Here is a 19,249-nt window from a genome sequence, read left to right as displayed (position 1 = left end):
GAGGAGCTATTGGAGGTCAGTATTATATTTAAAATTGCCGCGGTAGGAATTCTGGTCTCCGTTTTGTCCCAGGTTCTCAAGCACAGCGGCAGGGACGAACAGGCTTTTCTTGTAAGCCTGGCAGGGCTGTTGGTGGTTCTATTCTGGATCGTGCCATATATCTATGAATTATTTGACAGTATCAAGCAGTTGTTTGAACTGTAGGAGGCTGGGAAACAAATGGATATTGTAAAAATCTCTCTTTTGGGCGTGTGCGGTATGATGCTTGGATTTCTGTTAAAAAGCACCAGGCCGGAATACGCCTGTTTTATTACTCTGGGAATCGGTCTGATCATTCTGGGACTTGCAGTGGGAAAGCTTGCTTATCTTTTCGAGGCACTTGAAAAGATCCGGAAAAGCCTTCCGGTGGAGAGCGGTTATATTGCCACCCTGATCAAAATGATCGGTATTACCTATATCGGGCAGTTTTCTTCGGGAATCTGCAAGGATGCAGGATATCCGGCAACAGGCGCGCAGATCGAACTGTTCTGCAAGCTTTCCATCATGGTTTTGAGCATGCCTGTGCTGGTGGCGCTGCTTGAGACGATTCAGGAGTTTCTGGCATGAGATGGAAATTTACGTTTTGGACGGCAGTATGGATCTGCGTGTTTCTGTGCGTGCCTGTAAGGGCAGAGGAAGATTCCGGGGTATCCGAAGGCGTTACGGCAGAGATAATGGGGGATATGGACTTTTCCCAGGTTCAGTCCCTTTTGGATGAGGCATTGGGGAAAGACAGCTTTTCATTTACAGCAGCCTTGAAGGGGCTGGTCAGCGGTGATGAGGTATTTTCAAAAGAGGCGGTGCAGGAATTTCTGTACAGCCTTTTTTTTAGCCGTATCGCGCAGGAGAAGGAGACATTTTTCCGGGTGCTTCTCCTTGTGCTGATCGGGGCAGTGTTTGCCAATTTTATTTCTGTGTTTGACAATGGGCAGATCGGGGAGGTGAGCTTTTATATGGTTTATCTCCTTTTGTTTATGATCCTCATGGATTCCTTCCGGGAGCTGAGCGATTCGCTGGCTGCGAACCTGAACTGGATGACAGATTTTATGAAGGGTTTGTCGCCCGCCTATTTTATTGCGGTGGCAGCAGCTTCAGGAGCGGCGACGGCATCTGTTTTTTATCAGGGCGTGCTTCTCCTTGTGTGGTTGGTGCAGTGGATTTTGCTCACAGTGCTTTTGCCCGGGGTAAATCTGTACATTCTGATGCGGCTTGTAAACCATCTGTCCAGGGAGGACATGCTGGGCAAAATGGCAGAGCTGCTTCTTACGGCAATTGGATGGGGACTTCGGTCCCTTCTGGGGCTGGTGGTGGGCCTTCAGGTGGTGCGGGGGCTGATCGCCCCGGTGATGGATTCCTTAAAGCGGACAGCCATAGGCAAGACAGCAAGCGCCATTCCTGCTGTGGGTAATGCCATTAATATGGTGACAGAGCTGGTGGTGACAAGTGCAGTACTTGTAAAAAACTGTCTGGGAGCAGCGGCGCTGGTGGCTTTTGTGCTGGTGGGAGCTTCTCCGGTCATCCATTACGGGCTGATATCTCTGGCATACCGTTTTCTGGCGGCTGTGGCACAGCCTGTATCGGACAAGCGTATGGTAGGCTGTCTGTCCACAATGGGGGAAGGCTGCGCTCTGCTCCTTCGTATCCTTTTGACAGCAGAGGTGTTGTTTATGCTGACCTTTGTGATCCTGATGGCAAGCTTTGGAGGGGGAGTATGAAAGAAGCAGTTTATGACTGGATGAAATGTCTGGCAGTTTTTTATATCCTTTTGAGTACCATGCTCCATCTTGTGCCAACAGGACAGTATGAGCGGTATGTCCGCTTTTTCATGGGGCTTCTGCTCATTCTTATGATGTGTGCGCCGGCAGCGGCGATCCTGGGAAAAAGCCGGGAGGCGGCGGAATCCTTCCGGCTTTTTTACGAAATGGAGGAGAACTATCGGGAAGAGCAGAATCTGGAAAATCTTCAGAAGGTTTATCTGGAAAAAGGCTATGAGGAAGCAATCGGAAAAAAAATTCTGGAAAATTTGCAGGAGAAAGGCATACAGGCGGCAGAGGCAGAAGTACATATAGAAGGGGAGAGGCTGGAGCTTACTCTTTGGATGAATGAGATGCCGGATGAGGAGCAGGAGAGGGGGATTAAGGATGCACTTGGAACAGAGTGGGGAATCAGTGAAGGAGACTGCGAAATCCGTGCTGCGCAGGATGGGCAGCCGGCAGTGGGTGATCCTGCTCCTTCTGGGGCTGCTTCTGACCGTGATCGCCCTTCCGGTGTCGGATAAAAAGGAAGAAAAAGCTGAGAGTGCGGGGTCGGCACGCAGTTTTCTGACAGGAACCGGAGAAGAGCAGGATAATATCAGCAAGACGGAGCTGGAGGAAAAGCTGGAGGCCCTTCTTTCCAGTGTGGAGGGAGTGGGAAAGGTGCAGGTCATTCTCATGACTGGAGAGGACAATGACTCCCGGGAATTCTATCATTCCGGGACGGAAAAGATCACAGGAGTCCTGATTGCTGCACAGGGAGCGGATAATGGCGTGGTATCCCAGAATATTGTGCAGGCTGTCATGGCATTATTTCAGGTGGAAGCCCATAAAATTAAAGTAATGAAAATGAAATGAGGAGAGGAAAAGTGAAAAAAATATTGAAAAAGAATCAGGTGATCATCACCTCGCTGGCGGTTCTGATCGCAGTAGCCGGATATCTGAATTTTGCAGACGTGGATCTGGGCTTTAAGGATAAGACGGCAAGTACGGACAGCAGCAGTATTCTGGAGGATGTGGACTACGATCTGACAGATGAAACAGCCCTTCTGGATGAGAACGGGGCAAATGGTCTTACCTCAGAGGTGGAAAGCCAGGATGCCAGCACACCGGGGGAAGCCGTACTTACAGGAGCATCCAACTTTGCTGCACAGGCGAAGCTGTCCAGAGAACAGATCCGTTCCCAGAACAAGGCGGATCTTCAGGATATCATCAACAACCAGGACATTGGGGATGATAAAAAGCAGGAGGCTATTAATTCCATGGTTACCATGGCGGAGCTGACGGAAAAGGAGGCGGCAGCAGAGTTGCTTCTGGAGGCAAAGGGATTTGAAAACGTGATCGTCAATCTGACCGGAGAGACTGCTGATGTGGTGGTTCCGGATGCCTTTTTGGAGGAGGCAAAGCGCGCCCAGATTGAGGATATTGTAAAGAGAAAGACCGGAATCGCACCGGAAAGCATTGTGATCACGCCTTTAAGCCAGAGTGCAGACGAGACAGTGAATAAGGATGCTGGTATCAGTCAGGAAGAGGATGAGATGATGCCTGATACGGGAAGCGATGCTGAGGACAGCGAAACATCCGCAGACGTATGGGATGGTTATGAGATCGAAACAGACGGAATTTACGATTAGCAGGCAAAACAGCAGCCGATTAGCCCTTGACAGTAAAGGCGTGCATATACTAGAATAGGAATGCTGTAAATGATTGGATAAATAAATATCACTGTTCAGGAAGCAGTCTTTGAGGGGCACTGGACAGATAAGGACGAAAATATATCACAGGAGGCCAGCCGTGTCTAAGTATACGAAAGAAATAGAAAAAAGAAGAACCTTTGCCATCATCTCCCACCCGGATGCGGGTAAGACCACCCTCACCGAGAAGTTCCTGCTGTATGGCGGAGCCATCAATTTGGCCGGAAGCGTAAAAGGAAAAGCGACGGCCCGCCATGCAGTATCTGACTGGATGGAGATTGAGAAGGAGAGAGGTATTTCCGTAACCTCTTCTGTACTGCAGTTCCATTATGACGGATACTGCATCAATATTCTGGACACACCGGGACATCAGGATTTCTCAGAGGATACCTACCGTACCCTGATGGCAGCAGATTCGGCAGTCATGGTGATTGACGGTTCCAAGGGTGTGGAGGCCCAGACCAGAAAGCTGTTTAAAGTCTGTGTGATGAGACACATCCCCATTTTTACTTTTATCAATAAAATGGACCGGGATGCCAACGATACCTTTGATCTGCTGGATGAGATCGAGAAGGAGCTTGGGATCGCCACCTGTCCTATAAACTGGCCCATCGGCTCAGGTAAGAAATTCCGCGGCGTGTTTGACCGCAATACGGAAAAGATACTGACCTTTTCCGATACCCAGAAGGGTACGAAGGAAGGCCATTTTGAGGAGATCGCTCTGGATGATCCCCGCGTTTCCCAGGTAATGGATGAGGAGCAGAGAGAGCAGTTGTTTGAGGAGATTGAGCTTCTTGACGGGGCAAGTGCGGAATTTGACCAGGAAATGGTAAGCAAAGGGGAACTGACCCCTGTATTTTTCGGCTCCGCGCTGACAAACTTTGGTGTGGAAACCTTTCTGGAGCATTTCCTGTCCATGACCACATCACCGCTGCCCAGATTGGCAGACTGCGGTCCGGTTGAGCCTATGGACGACGATTTTTCCGCATTTGTGTTTAAGATCCAGGCAAATATGAACAAAGCGCACAGGGACAGGATTGCCTTTATGCGTATCTGTTCCGGAAAATTTGACGCCTCCCAGGAGGTTTACCATGTGCAGGGAAATAAAAAGATGCGTCTTTTGCAGCCACAGCAGATGATGGCGGAATCGCGTCATGTTGTGGACGAAGCATATGCGGGAGATATTATCGGCGTGTTTGACCCGGGCATTTTTTCCATTGGAGATACGATCTGCGCCCCGGGCAAAAAATTTGAGTTTGAGGGAATCCCCACCTTTGCACCGGAGCATTTTGCCAGAGTGCGGCTTTTGGATACCATGAAGAGAAAGCAGTTTGTGAAGGGGATCAACCAGATTGCCCAGGAGGGTGCTATCCAGATATTCCAGGAGCTTTACGGAAACATGGAGGAGATCATTGTGGGCGTAGTGGGCGTGCTGCAGTTTGATGTTCTGAAATTCCGCCTGGAAAATGAATATAATGTGGAGATCCGTCTGGAAAATCTGCCTTATGAGCATATCCGTTGGATCGCAAACAAGGACGAGGTAAAGGTGGACAAGATCGTAGGAACCTCCGATATGAAGAAGGTAACAGACCTGAAAGGAAATCCGCTTCTGTTGTTTGTCAATGCCTGGAGTGTGGGCATGACCCAGGACAGAAATCCGGACTTAATATTAACAGAATTCAGCAAATAACACTTTTAATTTATTGGCTGCTTTGGTATAATATTACGTAAAGCACTGGAGAATATTTTAACCTCAGGAGGTTTTTTATGGCAGAGAAGAGAACAACATATAAGATACAGGATTTAGAAGGCATCGGTGAAGTGGACATTGCAGATGATGTGGTAACGATCATCGCAGGACTTGCTGCAACAGAGGTGGAAGGCGTTGCTTCCATGGCTGGAAACATTACCAATGAGCTGGTGGGAAAACTTGGAATGAAGAATCTATCCAAGGGCGTGAAGGTAGAGGTGCTGGACGGTGTTGTGACCGTTGACCTGGCGCTGAATATCGAATACGGCAAAAACATTCTGGAAACCAGCAAGAAGGTTCAGGAAAAAGTAAAATCTTCCATTGAGAACATGACCGGACTGGAAGTGGCTGATGTGAATATCCACATTGCCAGCGTAGATATGGAGAATGAAAAAGGAAAGTAAACCTTTCCTTTTTTCTATATAGGAGGGAACAATGCGAAGAAGGGAACAGAGAGAGCACATATTTAAGCTGCTTTTTATGACAGAGTTCAATTCTCAGAATGAGATGAAGGAGCAGCAGGAAATCTATCTCGATGAAATAGAGGAAATTACGGACAAGGACAGAGCATATATTCAGGAAAAATATGCCCATGTCATGGAACATATAGAGGAAATCGACAAAAAGTTAAATGAGATCAGCCACGGGTGGAGAACCAGGAGAATGAACCGCGTGGATTTGACTGCGCTGCGCCTGGCTGCCTATGAGATCGGGTACGACCAGGATGTGCCGGTAGGAGTGGCCATAAACGAGGCAGTGGAACTGGCAAAGAAATTCGGCGGCGAGGCCTCCGGCTCCTTTGTAAACGGTATTTTAGGCAAAATCGCAAATGCCGGGGAGACAAAAGACGAAACGAAAGACGAAACGAAGTCTGAGACGGAGACAGTATGAACAATGTATATTCTGTAGGGCAGGTAAACCGTTATGTGAAAAATATGTTTACCCAGGACTATTTCTTACAGAAGATTTATGTAAAAGGAGAAGTCTCGAATTGTAAGTACCATACCAGCGGTCACATTTATTTTTCCCTGAAGGATGAAACAGGAACCCTAAGCTGCGTTATGTTCGCGGGACAGAGGCGGGGACTTGCCTTCCGCATGAAGGACGGGGATAAGGTGGTCGTGGGCGGCACGGTTGATGTGTATGAGCGGGACGGACGGTACCAGCTCTACGCAAAAGAGATCACCCTGGAGGGCGCCGGGGCGCTTTATGAACGATTCCTTGCATTAAAACAGGAGCTGGAGGATATGGGAATGTTTGCCCAGGAATTCAAACAGCCCATTCCAAAATATATTAAGCGGCTGGGAATTGTGACAGCTCCCACAGGAGCGGCCATCCAGGACATCAGGAATATTTCCATGCGCAGAAATCCATACCTGCAGCTTATCCTTTATCCTGCCCTGGTGCAGGGACAGGGAGCAGCGGAAAGCATCGTAAAGGGAATCCAGATGCTGGACGAGGCAGGTGTAGATGTGATCATTGTAGGAAGAGGCGGCGGCTCCATAGAAGATTTATGGGCCTTTAACGAGGAAATCGTGGCAAGGGCTATATTTGAATGCCGCACCCCTGTGATCTCGGCGGTGGGTCATGAAACAGATTTTACCATTGCGGATTTTGTGGCAGATTTACGGGCGCCTACGCCGTCGGCTGCCGCAGAGCTTGCAGTTGACGATTATAGAAGTATTGTTGAGGCAGTCGGTTCTTACAGGGAACGGCTGCGCCGCGGCATGTGCGGAAAACTGGAACTGATTCAGGAAAGGCTTGAAAGATATCAGGTCCGGATGCAGTATTTAAGCCCTGAAGCAAGGCTTCGGGAAAAACGCCAGTTTCTGGCGGATATGGAGGATACCCTGCAGGGAGCCATGGAGCAAAAGCTTCAGCGGGCGCGGTACAGCCTTGAGCTTTATCTGGAAAGGTTTTCGGGCCTTTCGCCGCTGAAAAAGCTGAATCAGGGATTCTCCTACGTTGCAGACGAAAAAGGGAAAACCGTGACAAGCATTTCCCAGGTTAAAACAGGGGATGTGCTGCGGATTTCCGTGACAGACGGAACCATAGAGACAAAGGTTAGCAGTATCAGGAGGGAAGAACGGTAATATGGCAGAGACAGAAAACAAAAAACAAGAAGAGAGCATTGAGGAAGTCTTTGCGCAGCTCGATGTTCTCGCAGAAAAGCTGGAGGACCGGGACACTTCCCTGGAGGATTCCTTTGCCCTGTACAAAAAGGGAATGGAGCTTCTGAAGTATTGCAGCGAAAAGCTGGATACGGTGGAGAAAAAGATGCTGCAGATGAATGAGGATGGGACGTTCAGTGAATTTCAAAGATGAATTAAACAACAGGACAAAAGAGATTGAGGCTGTCATCCGGGAATATCTGCCCGGGGAGGACGGCTTTGCAGGGAAGATGGCGCAGGCGATGAATTACAGCATACTGGCGGGAGGAAAGCGCCTCCGTCCTATGCTGATGCAGGAAACCTACCGTCTGTTCGGCGGACAGGAAAAGGTTATGGAGCCTTTTATGGCAGCTATGGAGATGATCCATACCCATTCGCTGATCCATGACGATCTTCCGGCGCTGGATAATGACGATTACCGTAGGGGACGGCTGACGACTCACAAGGTTTACGGGGAGGCAATGGGCGTTTTAAGCGGTGTTGCGCTTTTGAATTATGCTTATGAGGTAATGCTGCAGGCTTTTGATCTGTCGGATCACACGGACAGAATCATAAAGGCCCTTAAGGTGATGGCTGGAAAAACGGGCATATCCGGAATGCTGGGAGGCCAGAGCGTGGATGTGGAAAACGACGGCAAGCCCATGGAAAAGGATATGCTGGACTATATTTATGAAAATAAAACATCGGCTCTCATAGAGGCATCTATGATGTGCGGTGCGATTCTGGCGGGTGCTTCGGATGAGGAAACGGATTTGATCGAGAAGGCTGCCAAAAACATCGGGCTGGCATTCCAGATCCAGGACGATATCCTGGATGTGACCAGTACAGGGGAAGAGCTTGGAAAGCCTGTCCACAGCGATGAAAAAAACAATAAGACCACATATGTGACACTGATGGGAATTGAAACGGCATCCCGTAAGGTTGCTGAGCTTTCCGGGGAGGCGGTTTCTATTCTGGAAGGACTGAATCAAAAAAATGAATTCCTGAACGTTCTGATCCATGAGCTTGTAGGGCGCAGGAAGTGAAAGAAGGATACAAATGATTCTGGAAAAAATAAAAAAGCCTAACGATATTCATAAAATCCCTCTGGCAGATTTTGAGCAGCTTGCGGATGAGATACGAAGCTTTTTGATTGAATCCGTGAGCAAAACAGGCGGGCATCTTGCCTCAAATCTCGGGGCAGTGGAGTTGACGCTTGCTCTGCACAATGTGATGGATTTTCCGGAAGATAAGCTGATTTGGGACGTAGGACACCAGGCTTACACCCATAAAATACTCACGGGCAGAAAAAATGAGTTTGTCTCGCTGAGAAAAGAGGGAGGCTTAAGCGGCTTTCCAAAGCGAAAGGAAAGCGACTGCGATGCCTTTGATGCCGGACACAGTTCCAACTCCATCTCTGCAGGGCTTGGCTACGTGCGGGCAAGAGATCTGCTGGGCCAGAAGCATCATGTGGTGTCCGTCATTGGGGATGGCGCCCTTACAGGCGGTATGGCATACGAGGCGCTGAACAATGCGGCTGAGCTGGAGACAAATTTTATAATTGTGATCAATGACAACGACATGTCCATTTCCAAAAATGTTGGCGGCATGTCAAATTATCTCAGCGCCCTTCGTACGGCAGAGGTATACACCGGGATGAAGATCGGCGTCACAAAAGCAGTAAAGAAGATCCCGAGAATAGGCACGGCTATGGTAGACACGGTGCGCAGGACAAAGAGCAGCATCAAGCAGCTTTTTATTCCGGGAATGCTGTTTGAGAATATGGGTCTGACCTATCTGGGACCTGTGGACGGTCATAATATGCGTCAGATGATGAAGCTGTTTAACGAGGCAAAACGGGTAAAGGGACCTGTGGTGGTGCATGTGCTGACAGAAAAGGGACATGGCTACGAGCCTGCCAGAAAGCATCCTGACCGTTTTCACGGTACAGGACCCTTTGAGATCGCCACAGGGGAGAGCCTGGAAAAAAAGAAGGCGCCCTCCTATACGGATGTTTTGTCCAAGACCATGGTAGAATTGGGTAAAACGAATAAAAAGATTACGGCGATCACGGCTGCCATGCCGGAGGGAACGGGACTGAAAAGCTTTGGAAAGGCTTACCCTGACCGCTTTTTTGATGTGGGGATCGCAGAGGAGCACGCCGTTACCTTTGCGGCAGGTCTTGCCCTCGGGGGCGTGATTCCGGTGGTTGCCATCTATTCCTCTTTCCTGCAGCGCGCAGTGGACCAGATCCTTCATGATGTCTGTATGCAGAAGCTTCATGTGGTTCTGGCAGTGGACCGTGCAGGACTTGTGGGAGCGGACGGGGAAACCCATCAGGGAAATTTTGATATCTCTTATTTGAGCATGATGCCCAACCTTACCCTCATGGCACCAAAAAATGACTGGGAGCTTGGGGAAATGCTCCGGTTTGCGGTAAGGGGAGACGGTCCTTTTGCCATCCGATATCCCAGGGGAACGGCATATCAGGGGCTGCAGGAATTCAAAAGCCCCATCGAGCAGGGCAAAAGCGAAGTGCTTTACCGGGGAACCGGGGTGGCGATTCTGGCACTTGGAAGCATGAATGAGATCTGTGAAAAGGTCTACAGGCAGCTTCTGGACCTTGGATATGACCCGACCTTTGTGAATGCACGTTTTGTAAAGCCACTGGATACGGATATGCTTGATGAGCTGGCACAGGACCATGAGCTGTTTGTGACTGTGGAGGAAAATGTAAAAAGCGGCGGCTTCGGGGAGCACGTATGTGCGTATATGGAAGCATGTCATCCGGAATGCCGGGTTCTTCCCATCGCCATCTGGGACCGTTTTGTGGACCATGGCGCAGTGGACAGCCTGCGGGCGAAAATCGGGCTTAGTGCCCCGGCCATTGTACAGGCCATTCAGGAGTATAAAAAAGCATGAAAAAACGATTGGATATGATGCTGGTGGAGCGCGGGCTCGCTCCCTCCAGAGAAAAAGCAAAAGCATATATTATGTCCGGCGATGTGTACGTGGACGGCCAGAAGGAGGACAAGGCAGGTTCCATGTTTGCCGATACTGTAAAGATAGAAGTGCGGGGAAATACCCTGCCCTATGTAAGCCGGGGCGGTCTGAAGCTGGAAAAGGCAATGAAAAACTTTGACGTAAGTCTTAAGGATAAGGTGTGCATGGATGTAGGTGCGTCCACAGGAGGCTTTACGGACTGCATGCTGCAGAACGGCGCAGTAAAAGTCTATTCCATTGATGTGGGCTACGGTCAGCTCGACTGGAAGCTGCGCAATGATCCAAGGGTGGTGTGCATGGAAAAGACGAATATCCGTTACGTACTCCCGGAGGATATCCAGGAGGCGGCTGCCTTTTCATCCATTGACGTATCCTTTATTTCTCTCACAAAGGTATTGCTTCCTGTGAGAAATCTTTTGACAGAGGACGGTGAGATCGTTTGTCTCATTAAGCCTCAGTTCGAGGCTGGAAGGGAAAAAGTGGGAAAAAAAGGTGTAGTCCGGGACCCAGCCGTGCACCGTGAAGTGATCGAAAAGGTGCGGGATTATGCTATGAGCATCAGCCTTGAGCCACAGCATTTATCCTTTTCCCCCATTAAGGGACCGGAAGGGAATATTGAATATCTCCTTCACTTACAGAAACGGGCAGAAGGAACGGAGGTTCCTGACAGCCTGTCTGTGACAGTGGAGGACGTGGTAAAAGCTGCCCACGGAGAACTTGATACTTAAAGGTACAGATTATGGACAAGTTTTATATCATTACGAACAGCGAAAAAGATAAAAATCTGGAATTTACAGATGCCATTGTAACATACCTGGAGAAGCAGGGAAAGGAATGCCCGGTTCAGCAGGCGGTGAGAAAGGTGGAGGGACCTTACCATTATACAAACCCGGAGCTGATCCCGGAGGGAACACAGTGCATCATCGTTCTGGGCGGTGATGGAACGCTTCTTCAGGCAGCCAGGGATGTGGTGCACAGGGAGATCCCTCTGTTGGGAATCAATCTGGGAAATCTGGGTTTTCTGGCAGAGGTTGACAGGCAGTCAATCTACGGCGCGCTTGATAAGCTGATGCAGGATAACTACGAGGTGGAGGAGCGGATGATGCTTACCGGTACGGTCTACCGGGGCGAAACGGTGATCGGAGAGGATATTGCGTTAAATGATATCGTAATAGGAAGAGAAGGTCCTCTGCGTGTTGTAAGGTTCATGAATTTCGTCAACAACGAATATCTGAATTCCTACAATGCGGATGGAATCATTATTTCCACGCCAACTGGCTCCACAGGGTACAGCCTTTCCGTAGGTGGGCCGATCGTTTCCCCAAATGCGTCCATGACCATTATGACACCGATCGCGCCTCATACGCTAAACACAAGAAGTATCGTTTTTCCCGAAGAGGATGTGATCACGGTGGAAATGGGAAAAGGGCGTCATCAGGATTGTGAGAGGGGAATTGCATCCTTTGATGGGGACTCTGTAATCCATATGGTGACAGGAGACCGGATTGTGATACGAAAGGCTGACGTAAAAACAAAAATACTAAAGCTGAACCATTTAAGCTTTGTAGAGGTATTGAGACAGAAGATGCGAGACAGTTAATGGGCCGTCAGGGAGCTCCCCTGCAGGCTGGCCGTCTGACTGAGAAGGGACGGCAGGGAGGTTTGGTTGTGAAATTAGCGAGACATGAAAAGATTATTGAACTGATTCATCAATATGATATTGACACACAAGAGGAGCTTGCGGCCAGGCTTAACGATGCCGGCTTCAAGGTGACACAGGCCACGGTTTCCAGAGATATACGCGCTCTGAAAATGACAAAGGTAGCAGGAAAGGACGGAAAGTCCCGTTATGCTATTTTGAAGGATGCTGTGCCGGAACTTGGAGATAAATATACAAGAGTTTTGCGTGACGCGGTGGTTTCCGTGGATGCGGGACAGAATCTTGTGGTGGTGAAGACCGTGCCGGGAATGGCAATGGGGGTTGCCGCTGCGCTGGATGCTCTGAGATGGCCTGAACTTCTGGGCTGCATTGCAGGGGACGATACCATTATGTGCGCCTGCAAAACCGCAGAGTTTGCCGCTGGCGTGATGGAGAAGCTCCGTCATATCCTGGAACAGAAGTAAGGAGGTGCAACCATGTTAGTTCATCTGCACGTAAAAAACCTTGCACTGATAGAAGAAATCGAAGTGGAATTCGGACCAGGTCTGAACATTCTGACAGGTGAAACCGGAGCGGGAAAATCGATCCTGCTTGGCTCCATGCAGCTCATTCTGGGCGGAAAAATTTCCAAAAATATGATCAGGGAAAAGGCTCCCTACGGGCTGGTGGAGCTTCTTTTCCAGATAGAAAATCCAAAAGCGAAAGAGGCACTGGAAAGACTTGACATTTTCACGGAGGAAGGTCAGGTGCTTTTGTCGCGCAAAATAATGGAAGGCAGGAGTATCAATAAGATAAACGGGGAAACGGTTACCATGGGACAGATGAAGGCAGCAGCAGCCTGTCTGCTGGACATTCACGGACAGCATGAGCATCAGTCCCTGCTTTATCAGGATAAGCAGCTTGAGATCCTGGATGCCTATGGAAAGGAAAAAATTCAGCCTGCCAGGGAAAAGGTTCGGGATGCCTATAAAGAGTACAAAAAGTGCCGGGCAGAGCTTGCGTCCCTGGACATGGACGAAGAACAGAGAAACCGTGAGATGGCGTTCCTGGAATTTGAGATCAATGAGATCGAAAGTGCAGCTCTGCGGGAAGGGGAGGATGAGGAACTGGAAAAACAGTACCGCAGGCTTTCCAACGGGCGTAGGATCATTGATTCCCTCCAAAGTATTCATGGAATGACAGGATACGAGGGAGAAGGTGCCGGAGACATGGTGGGAAATGCCCTCCGTGAACTGGCACGGGTGACAGAGTTTGACGAGGAGCTGAATTCACTGGCTGATACGCTGGGAGAAGTGGACAGCCTTCTCAATGATTTTAACAGGGAGCTGTCGTCCTATATGGATGATATGACCTTTGACCAGGAGGTTTTCTATGAAACGGAGCGAAGGCTTGACCTGATCAACGGATTGAAGGCAAAATACGGGCAAAATATCCGTGACATTCTTGCTTATCAGGACAGGCAGCAGCAAAAATTGGAAAAAATGCAAAAATTTGAAGAAATTTTCCGGAAGTCGCAGGAAAATCTGGCAGCAGCGGAAAAAATTCTGGAGAAGTATTCGAATGATTTATCAGAAATCCGCAAAGAATATAGTAAACAACTGGAAGGCAAAGTAATTGAAGGTTTGAAGGACCTGAATTTTCTGGATGTGGATTTTTCCATTGCATTTAATAAGAAAAAAGGCTTTACGGACAATGGCTTTGATGATGTGGAATACCGGATTTCTACCAATCCGGGAGAAAGTCTGAAGCCTTTGGGTAAGATCGTGTCAGGCGGCGAGCTTTCCAGAATCATGCTGGCGCTTAAAGCAATCCTGGCTGACCGGGATCAGATTGAGACTTTGATCTTTGATGAGATCGATACAGGAATCAGCGGACGGACCGCGCAGAAGGTTTCCGAAAAAATGGCGGTCATCGGACAGCATCATCAGGTGCTGTGCATCACGCATCTTCCGCAGATCGCGGCTATGGCTGATTGCCATTTTGAGATTGAAAAGCATGTGGAGGGCGCGGAGACCGCAACACAGATCCACACTCTGACGGAGGATGCTTCTATCAGAGAGCTGGCAAGACTTTTGGGCGGCGCAGAGATTACGGACGCTGTTCTGGTAAATGCCAGAGAGATGAAAGAATTGGCACAGGTACATAAAAATACAAGACTGAAATAAATCTTTTCACCACATACTAAGGGAGGATAATCCATTACAGAAGAAAAGGATGTGGTGAGAATGGACAGAAAGAAAAGATACAGAAGGTTCCTTTTTTTGTGCCTGGGACTTGATTTGCTGGCAATGGCAGTGCTGGGTTACCAGTATTTGGACAGAAAAATACCGGATGAGATCCATGTGGCAAAGGGTGGGAGCCAAAATGTAGAAATGCTTTTGGAACGCCCTTTTGTCACCTTTGATGATGCGATCACAGTTTCCGGCGAGGGAAGCTATCTCCTGCCGTGCAAGCTGCTGGGGCTTGTGCCCATTAAAGATGTAAAGGTAGTTCCTACGGACGGAAAGAGCATTCTTGTCAGCGGAAGTACTGTGGGCATATATATGGAAACAGAAGGTGTCCTGATCATAGATACGGGAGAAATCCTCTCAGAAGGCGGAGAAACAAAGGAGCCGGCTAAAAATATCGTAAAGCCCGGCGATTACATCGTGGCATTTAATGAGCAGAAGATTTCCACGAAAAAAGAACTGATCAAGGATCTGGATGGGCTTGACGGCGATGACGTAACCCTTGAGATCGTAAGAAACGGCGAGACGATTCCCGTGTCCCTTTCCCCTGTAAAGGACACACAGGGAAAATATAAGCTTGGAATCTGGGTGCGGGATGACACCCAGGGAATCGGCACATTGACCTATGTGGACAGTCAGGGCAGATACGGTGCACTGGGACACGGCATCAGCGATGTGGATACCGGAGAGCTTCTGAATATTAAAGGCGGCGCCCTTTACCGGGCACAGATACTGGGAATCCAGATGGGCAGCAAGGGAAGCCCCGGCGAGCTTTCCGGCCTGATCCGCTATGAGCCGAAAAATGTCATCGGCACTATTTCGTCAAACAGCGAAAATGGAATTTACGGGGAATATGAGGGAAATATGGGAGAAGGAATCTCCCTGCGGCAGATGGAAGTGGGCTATAAACAGGAAATGGAGATCGGTCCCGCATCGATCCTGTGCTGTGTGGAGGACGGCGTCCGGGAGTACGACGCGGAAATCACCAAAATAGACATGAATCATGAGGATACGAATAAAAGCTTTGTCATACACATAACGGATGAGGAACTGCTGGCAGTCACCGGGGGCATTGTTCAGGGAATGTCTGGAAGCCCCGTGGTACAAAATGGAAAATTCGTCGGAGCAGTCACCCACGTTTTTGTCCAGGATTCCACCAGCGGGTATGGTATTTTTGCGGAGACTATGCTGGAGCAGTGAAATCATTCATAGCAAAAAGACAGTACACGAAAAAGACTCTAAGTAGATTTATGTAGAGTCTTTTTCTCTATGGTGACATTAAAAAATGCCAGAACTTAAAACTGTTCAGACATTATGTATTTCATAAATGCAATAATGTTTAATAAATTTGACAAATATAACATTTTTTGTATATTATTATAGAAGATATGAGAGATGGGAGGAGAGGGAGATGAGTAAAAAATCAGTTACTATTACGCCGCAGACAGAAATGATTCTGGAACAGATGGGAGAACAAATCAAATTAGCCAGGCTCCGAAGAAAATTATCAGCAGAACTGGTCGCGGAACGCGCAGGAATTAGTCGTGCGACTCTATGGTCTATAGAGAAAGGAGCGCCTACTGTAGCGATTGGAATGTATGCGGCAGTATTACATGCGTTAAACAATTTGGATAAGGATTTATTACTGATAGCAAAGGATGATGAGCTTGGCCGTAAGCTGCAGGATTTAGAACTTGTGACCAGAAAACGTGCGCCAAAAGAAAGAAGTGAAGCGTAATGGAAGAAAAAACAATTTTTGTCTATGAAAACTGGACTGAATCAGACCCGAAATTAATTGGAAAACTCTATGTTTCTTATATTAGAGGGAAAGAACAATTTTCTTTTGAATATGAAACAGAATGGCTAACATCTCAAGCAGCAAATTATCTTTTGGATCCTGATTTGTTATTATATAACGGAAGACATTATGTACCAATGGATAAAAAACTGTTCGGAGTGTTTGCAGATTCATGTCCAGACAGATGGGGAAGACTTTTGATGCGGAGAAGAGAAGCTGAGTTGGCCAGAAGAGAAGACAGAAAGCCAAAGAAATTAGGCGAAAGTGATTATCTATTGGGGGTATATGACAAAGCACGTATGGGTGCATTACGTTTTAAAACTGAAAAAAATGGTTTATTTTTGTCGGACGATCAGGAACTGGCAACCCCTCCCTGGACTACATTGCGTACATTAGAAGCTGCCAGTTGGGGCTTTGAAAATGATGAAAGTGGATTGGAAACAAAATGGCTGCGGCAGCTTTTAGCACCTGGCTCATCTCTTGGAGGGGCTCGCCCCAAGGCTACGGTAAAGGATGAAAAAGGAAACCTGTGGATTGCAAAATTCCCATCTAAGCATGTTTATGCTTTGGGGCAATGGATTGTTAAAGAGCAAGGAGAAAAACGTGCAAAATACGGGCAATACATAATTAGAAAATTGTCCGCTGCTTTGACTGAAAAATACGGGAGAGGATTCTTAGAGGATACTCTGAAAAATGCACGAAAATTTTATTTGACCTATCGGGACAGAATTAGTGAAACAACGTTTAGCCTTTTTGGAGATACGCTGCCGTTTATTTTGTCGTGGTCACATTATCTTATTTTAATGAGAATTGAACGCGTTATGCGCTTGAAATGGGGAAAGGCTATTTGTTTGAAGCCAGACAGAAACGTTTTACTTTTGATGAGGATTCGTACTATTAAAATTCCTATAGTGGATTTCTCATCATCCAGCTTCACATATCTGTCATAATAATTCACATACATCTGCATTTGCCCAAGATCCTGATGTGTAAGTTTATCAACCCGGCTGATCGAGTATCAGATAAGGTACGAAAAACTGATCGAGAGCAAAAGGAGGAGCATGATGCAGAGAAATAACGAGATTGTATTTTTTGAAGCGGAAGACCATCAGGTAAGATTGCCCGTAACGGTTGAAGACGAGACGGTATGGTTAAACCGGAATCAGATGTTTCAGTTGTTCGACAGAGATGTAAAAACAATTGGTAAGCATATTAATAATGCACTTAAAGAGGAATTATCTGCTGATAATTCAACTGTCGCAAAATTTGCGACAGTTCAAATTGAGGGAGAACGAGAAGTAGAAAGAAATATAGAATACTATAGCCTGGCTGTAATCATTTCCGTCGGTTATCGCGTGAAATCAAAACGTGGTGTGGAATTTCGCCGTTGGGCAAACTCTGTATTAAAACAGTACATATTGCAAGGATATGCGGTGAATGATAATCGTATCAAACAACTGGGAGAAGTGATACGGATCATGAGAAGGACGGAGAATGAACTGGACAGCAAACAAGTGCTTTCCGTAATTGAAAAGTATAGCAATGCACTGGATCTGCTGGATTCCTACGATCACCAGAATATGACTCGCCGAAAGGAAATGAAGCAACATATGTTCTGAAATATGAAGAATGTATGGAGGTGATTCAGAGTATGCGCTTTGGAGATGAATCGGATCTGTTCGGCAAAGAGAAAGATGATTCTTTCAAAGGCAGCCCCGTGGTACAAAATGGAAAATTCATCGGCGCCGTCACCCACGTTTTTGTTCAGGATTCTACCAGCGGGTATGAAATTTTTGCGGAAACAATGCTGGAGCAGTGAAATCATTCATAGCAAAAAGACAGTACACGAAAAAGACTCTAAGTAAATTTGCGTAGAGTCTTTTTCTCTATGAAGACATAAGAAGTGAAGCATGATGGAAGAAAAACAATTTTCTTTTGAATATGAAACAGAATGGCTGACATCTCAAACAGCAAATTATCTTTTGGATCCTGATTTCTGATAGTCTGCCTGAAATTCCTTTGGTGTCATATGATGCAGTTTTCGAAAGACCTTTCCAAAATAGGCACTGTCTGAAAAACCGGTCTGGAGGGCGATCTGGGTGACAGACAGGTCTGTTTCACTAAGAAGTTTTTTTGCCTGATTCAGGCGATACTCGTTCAGGTAATCCAAAGGGGTGCGGTTCAGGGTTTTCTGAAAACAACGCTGTGCTTCCCGTTCTCCAATATTGGCACTGGCGGCTATCTGCTTTAAGCTGATTCTTTCTGCATAGTTGCGGTGTATATAAGAAATCATGTATTGAATTCTTTCCTGGCTGGTCAGAGTAATTGACGGCAGATTTTGTGCATTTTCATTAAGCTCCTCGATTAAGACCAGCCAGGCCTCTGACAGGAGGTTTCTTGTCTGAAACTCCATATCTTTGTTTTTCTGCAATTCTTCTGCGTCTTTGAGAAGTTGGATCATTTTCTTTCCGGATTTTGTCTGCGGTGTCATGACAACGACCTCGATCTGCCTGTTGTTTAGAATAGGGTTTAGATACTTGGATTCAAACAGACTCTGAAAGTGACCTGTCAGGAAAACCGGATGAAACAGATGGGCGATTTCAATGGCATGGACATCCGTATTTTTTATCGCTTCTTTCATTTCCATGACGTTAGTGTTGATGAAAAACGCCTCTCCTTCGTGAATCACATATTCTGCATTTGTGGTGATGACTTTCATAGCGCCCTGTTTTACATAATTAAGTTCCAGCTCTTCGTGCCAGTGCCATGGCACAGTAAATTCCGTGATATCTGTAACGTGCATACAGTAAGGATATTCCCGTGTCATTCCCGAGATTCGTTCAACCTGATTATCGTCCAGAAAAAAAGCAGGCATAGTTTTACCCCCTATAATTATTATTTTATACTTAATCCTGTCGTTATTTTTCTAATATATCTCCATTATACTATGATTTTTGTTTAAACTCCAGTTCAATGTAACGTACAAAACAATGGTTCTCAATAGCCGGATCCTTACTGTTCGTTTTGAAAGAGGCAGGACTTTTTTATCAGGGAGAGAAACAGACGTTGAAATTATAATATAAACGATAATAAGGTCGCTATTTTTCTATAATTAGTCTGATTTATTATGTTTATGTAGCCTTAAAATAAGTATAATAAAATCATCAAAGCAA

The 19,249-nt window shown here is 47.1% G+C and carries 22 protein-coding genes and 2 pseudogenes; 22 read left to right on the top strand and 2 right to left on the bottom strand.

Annotation, left to right across the window (positions count from 1 at the left end):
* Positions 1 to 9 precede the first annotated feature (9 nt).
* The 20 genes and pseudogenes from spoIIIAC to ACESZH_RS15685 form a co-directional block, all read left to right on the top strand.
* Positions 10 to 204, top strand: a complete 195-nt coding sequence (gene spoIIIAC, locus ACESZH_RS15780; RefSeq protein ID WP_373217619.1) for a stage III sporulation protein AC — start codon at positions 10 to 12, stop codon at positions 202 to 204.
* A 15-nt stretch (positions 205 to 219) separates the two neighbouring features.
* Positions 220 to 606, top strand: coding sequence for a SpoIIIAC/SpoIIIAD family protein (locus tag ACESZH_RS15775; RefSeq protein ID WP_373217621.1), 387 nt, complete (start codon positions 220 to 222; stop codon positions 604 to 606).
* Complete coding sequence (locus tag ACESZH_RS15770) at positions 603 to 1,754, top strand: stage III sporulation protein AE (protein ID WP_373217622.1); 1,152 nt, start codon at positions 603 to 605, stop codon at positions 1,752 to 1,754. Before ACESZH_RS15775 ends, ACESZH_RS15770 begins: the two co-directional genes overlap by 4 nt.
* On the top strand, positions 1,751 to 2,317 hold the full coding sequence (locus tag ACESZH_RS15765; protein WP_373217623.1) for a stage III sporulation protein AF: 567 nt from the start codon (positions 1,751 to 1,753) through the stop codon (positions 2,315 to 2,317). The genes ACESZH_RS15770 and ACESZH_RS15765 overlap by 4 nt, the downstream gene beginning before the upstream one ends.
* On the top strand, positions 2,229 to 2,651 hold the full coding sequence (locus tag ACESZH_RS15760; protein ID WP_373217624.1) for a hypothetical protein: 423 nt from the start codon (positions 2,229 to 2,231) through the stop codon (positions 2,649 to 2,651). Before ACESZH_RS15765 ends, ACESZH_RS15760 begins: the two co-directional genes overlap by 89 nt.
* A gap of 11 nt (positions 2,652 to 2,662) precedes the next feature.
* Positions 2,663 to 3,427 (top strand): SpoIIIAH-like family protein, encoded by a 765-nt coding sequence (locus ACESZH_RS15755; RefSeq protein ID WP_373217626.1) that lies wholly within the window; start codon positions 2,663 to 2,665, stop codon positions 3,425 to 3,427.
* A 160-nt stretch (positions 3,428 to 3,587) separates the two neighbouring features.
* Positions 3,588 to 5,177 (top strand): peptide chain release factor 3, encoded by a 1,590-nt coding sequence (locus ACESZH_RS15750; protein WP_373217627.1) that lies wholly within the window; start codon positions 3,588 to 3,590, stop codon positions 5,175 to 5,177.
* Positions 5,178 to 5,254: 77 nt separating this feature from the next.
* The gene (locus ACESZH_RS15745) at positions 5,255 to 5,641 is read left to right on the top strand and encodes an Asp23/Gls24 family envelope stress response protein (RefSeq protein WP_373217629.1); all 387 of its coding nucleotides are present in this window, start codon (positions 5,255 to 5,257) and stop codon (positions 5,639 to 5,641) included.
* 31 nt (positions 5,642 to 5,672) lie between these two features.
* Complete coding sequence (gene nusB / locus ACESZH_RS15740; RefSeq protein WP_373217630.1) at positions 5,673 to 6,128, top strand: transcription antitermination factor NusB; 456 nt, start codon at positions 5,673 to 5,675, stop codon at positions 6,126 to 6,128.
* Positions 6,125 to 7,330, top strand: coding sequence for an exodeoxyribonuclease VII large subunit (xseA, locus tag ACESZH_RS15735; protein WP_373217631.1), 1,206 nt, complete (start codon positions 6,125 to 6,127; stop codon positions 7,328 to 7,330). Before nusB ends, xseA begins: the two co-directional genes overlap by 4 nt.
* 1 nt (position 7,331) lies before the next feature.
* Positions 7,332 to 7,562 carry an exodeoxyribonuclease VII small subunit gene (gene xseB, locus ACESZH_RS15730; protein ID WP_373217632.1) on the top strand — a complete coding sequence of 77 codons (231 nt, stop codon included), beginning with the start codon at positions 7,332 to 7,334 and terminating at the stop codon, positions 7,560 to 7,562.
* Positions 7,546 to 8,433 carry a polyprenyl synthetase family protein gene (locus tag ACESZH_RS15725; protein WP_373217634.1) on the top strand — a complete coding sequence of 296 codons (888 nt, stop codon included), beginning with the start codon at positions 7,546 to 7,548 and terminating at the stop codon, positions 8,431 to 8,433. Before xseB ends, ACESZH_RS15725 begins: the two co-directional genes overlap by 17 nt.
* A gap of 13 nt (positions 8,434 to 8,446) precedes the next feature.
* Complete coding sequence (dxs, locus tag ACESZH_RS15720; protein WP_373217635.1) at positions 8,447 to 10,309, top strand: 1-deoxy-D-xylulose-5-phosphate synthase; 1,863 nt, start codon at positions 8,447 to 8,449, stop codon at positions 10,307 to 10,309.
* Positions 10,306 to 11,118, top strand: a complete 813-nt coding sequence (locus ACESZH_RS15715; protein ID WP_373217636.1) for a TlyA family RNA methyltransferase — start codon at positions 10,306 to 10,308, stop codon at positions 11,116 to 11,118. Before dxs ends, ACESZH_RS15715 begins: the two co-directional genes overlap by 4 nt.
* A gap of 11 nt (positions 11,119 to 11,129) precedes the next feature.
* Positions 11,130 to 11,990 (top strand): NAD(+)/NADH kinase, encoded by an 861-nt coding sequence (locus ACESZH_RS15710; RefSeq protein ID WP_373217637.1) that lies wholly within the window; start codon positions 11,130 to 11,132, stop codon positions 11,988 to 11,990.
* A 68-nt stretch (positions 11,991 to 12,058) separates the two neighbouring features.
* Positions 12,059 to 12,514 (top strand): arginine repressor, encoded by a 456-nt coding sequence (argR, locus tag ACESZH_RS15705; RefSeq protein ID WP_373217639.1) that lies wholly within the window; start codon positions 12,059 to 12,061, stop codon positions 12,512 to 12,514.
* A 12-nt stretch (positions 12,515 to 12,526) separates the two neighbouring features.
* On the top strand, positions 12,527 to 14,215 hold the full coding sequence (recN, locus tag ACESZH_RS15700; RefSeq protein ID WP_373217640.1) for a DNA repair protein RecN: 1,689 nt from the start codon (positions 12,527 to 12,529) through the stop codon (positions 14,213 to 14,215).
* A 60-nt stretch (positions 14,216 to 14,275) separates the two neighbouring features.
* Positions 14,276 to 15,478: a SpoIVB peptidase gene (gene spoIVB, locus ACESZH_RS15695; RefSeq protein WP_373217641.1), complete on the top strand. Its 1,203-nt coding sequence runs from the start codon at positions 14,276 to 14,278 to the stop codon at positions 15,476 to 15,478.
* 211 nt (positions 15,479 to 15,689) lie between these two features.
* Positions 15,690 to 16,016 carry a helix-turn-helix transcriptional regulator gene (locus ACESZH_RS15690; protein WP_373217643.1) on the top strand — a complete coding sequence of 109 codons (327 nt, stop codon included), beginning with the start codon at positions 15,690 to 15,692 and terminating at the stop codon, positions 16,014 to 16,016.
* Positions 16,016 to 16,852, top strand: a pseudogene (locus tag ACESZH_RS15685) (DUF1016 N-terminal domain-containing protein); the annotation flags it as partial. The gene ACESZH_RS15690 and the pseudogene ACESZH_RS15685, both read left to right, overlap by 1 nt.
* Positions 16,853 to 16,866: 14 nt before the next feature.
* Here the strand turns inward: ACESZH_RS15685 and ACESZH_RS15680 are convergent.
* Positions 16,867 to 17,040 carry a hypothetical protein gene (locus ACESZH_RS15680; protein WP_373219934.1) on the bottom strand — a complete coding sequence of 58 codons (174 nt, stop codon included), beginning with the start codon at positions 17,038 to 17,040 and terminating at the stop codon, positions 16,867 to 16,869.
* 97 nt (positions 17,041 to 17,137) lie between these two features.
* On the opposite strand from ACESZH_RS15680, the gene ACESZH_RS15675 reads away from it, so the two are divergent.
* A complete protein-coding gene (locus tag ACESZH_RS15675) occupies positions 17,138 to 17,695 on the top strand; it encodes a virulence RhuM family protein (RefSeq protein ID WP_373217644.1) in 558 nt (185 codons plus the stop codon).
* Between the two features lie 89 nt (positions 17,696 to 17,784).
* A pseudogene (locus ACESZH_RS15670) lies at positions 17,785 to 17,895 on the top strand (SpoIVB peptidase S55 domain-containing protein); the annotation flags it as partial.
* Between the two features lie 156 nt (positions 17,896 to 18,051).
* Here the strand turns inward: ACESZH_RS15670 and ACESZH_RS15665 are convergent.
* Positions 18,052 to 18,951 carry a helix-turn-helix domain-containing protein gene (locus ACESZH_RS15665; protein WP_373217646.1) on the bottom strand — a complete coding sequence of 300 codons (900 nt, stop codon included), beginning with the start codon at positions 18,949 to 18,951 and terminating at the stop codon, positions 18,052 to 18,054.
* Positions 18,952 to 19,249 lie beyond the last annotated feature (298 nt).

Source organism: Ruminococcus sp. 5_1_39BFAA (genome assembly GCF_964240875.1).
Classification (GTDB): Bacteria; Bacillota; Clostridia; order Lachnospirales; family Lachnospiraceae; genus Blautia_A.
The sequence above is the reverse complement of the archived record's forward strand: the minus strand, read 5'-3'. Positions and strand labels throughout refer to the sequence as shown.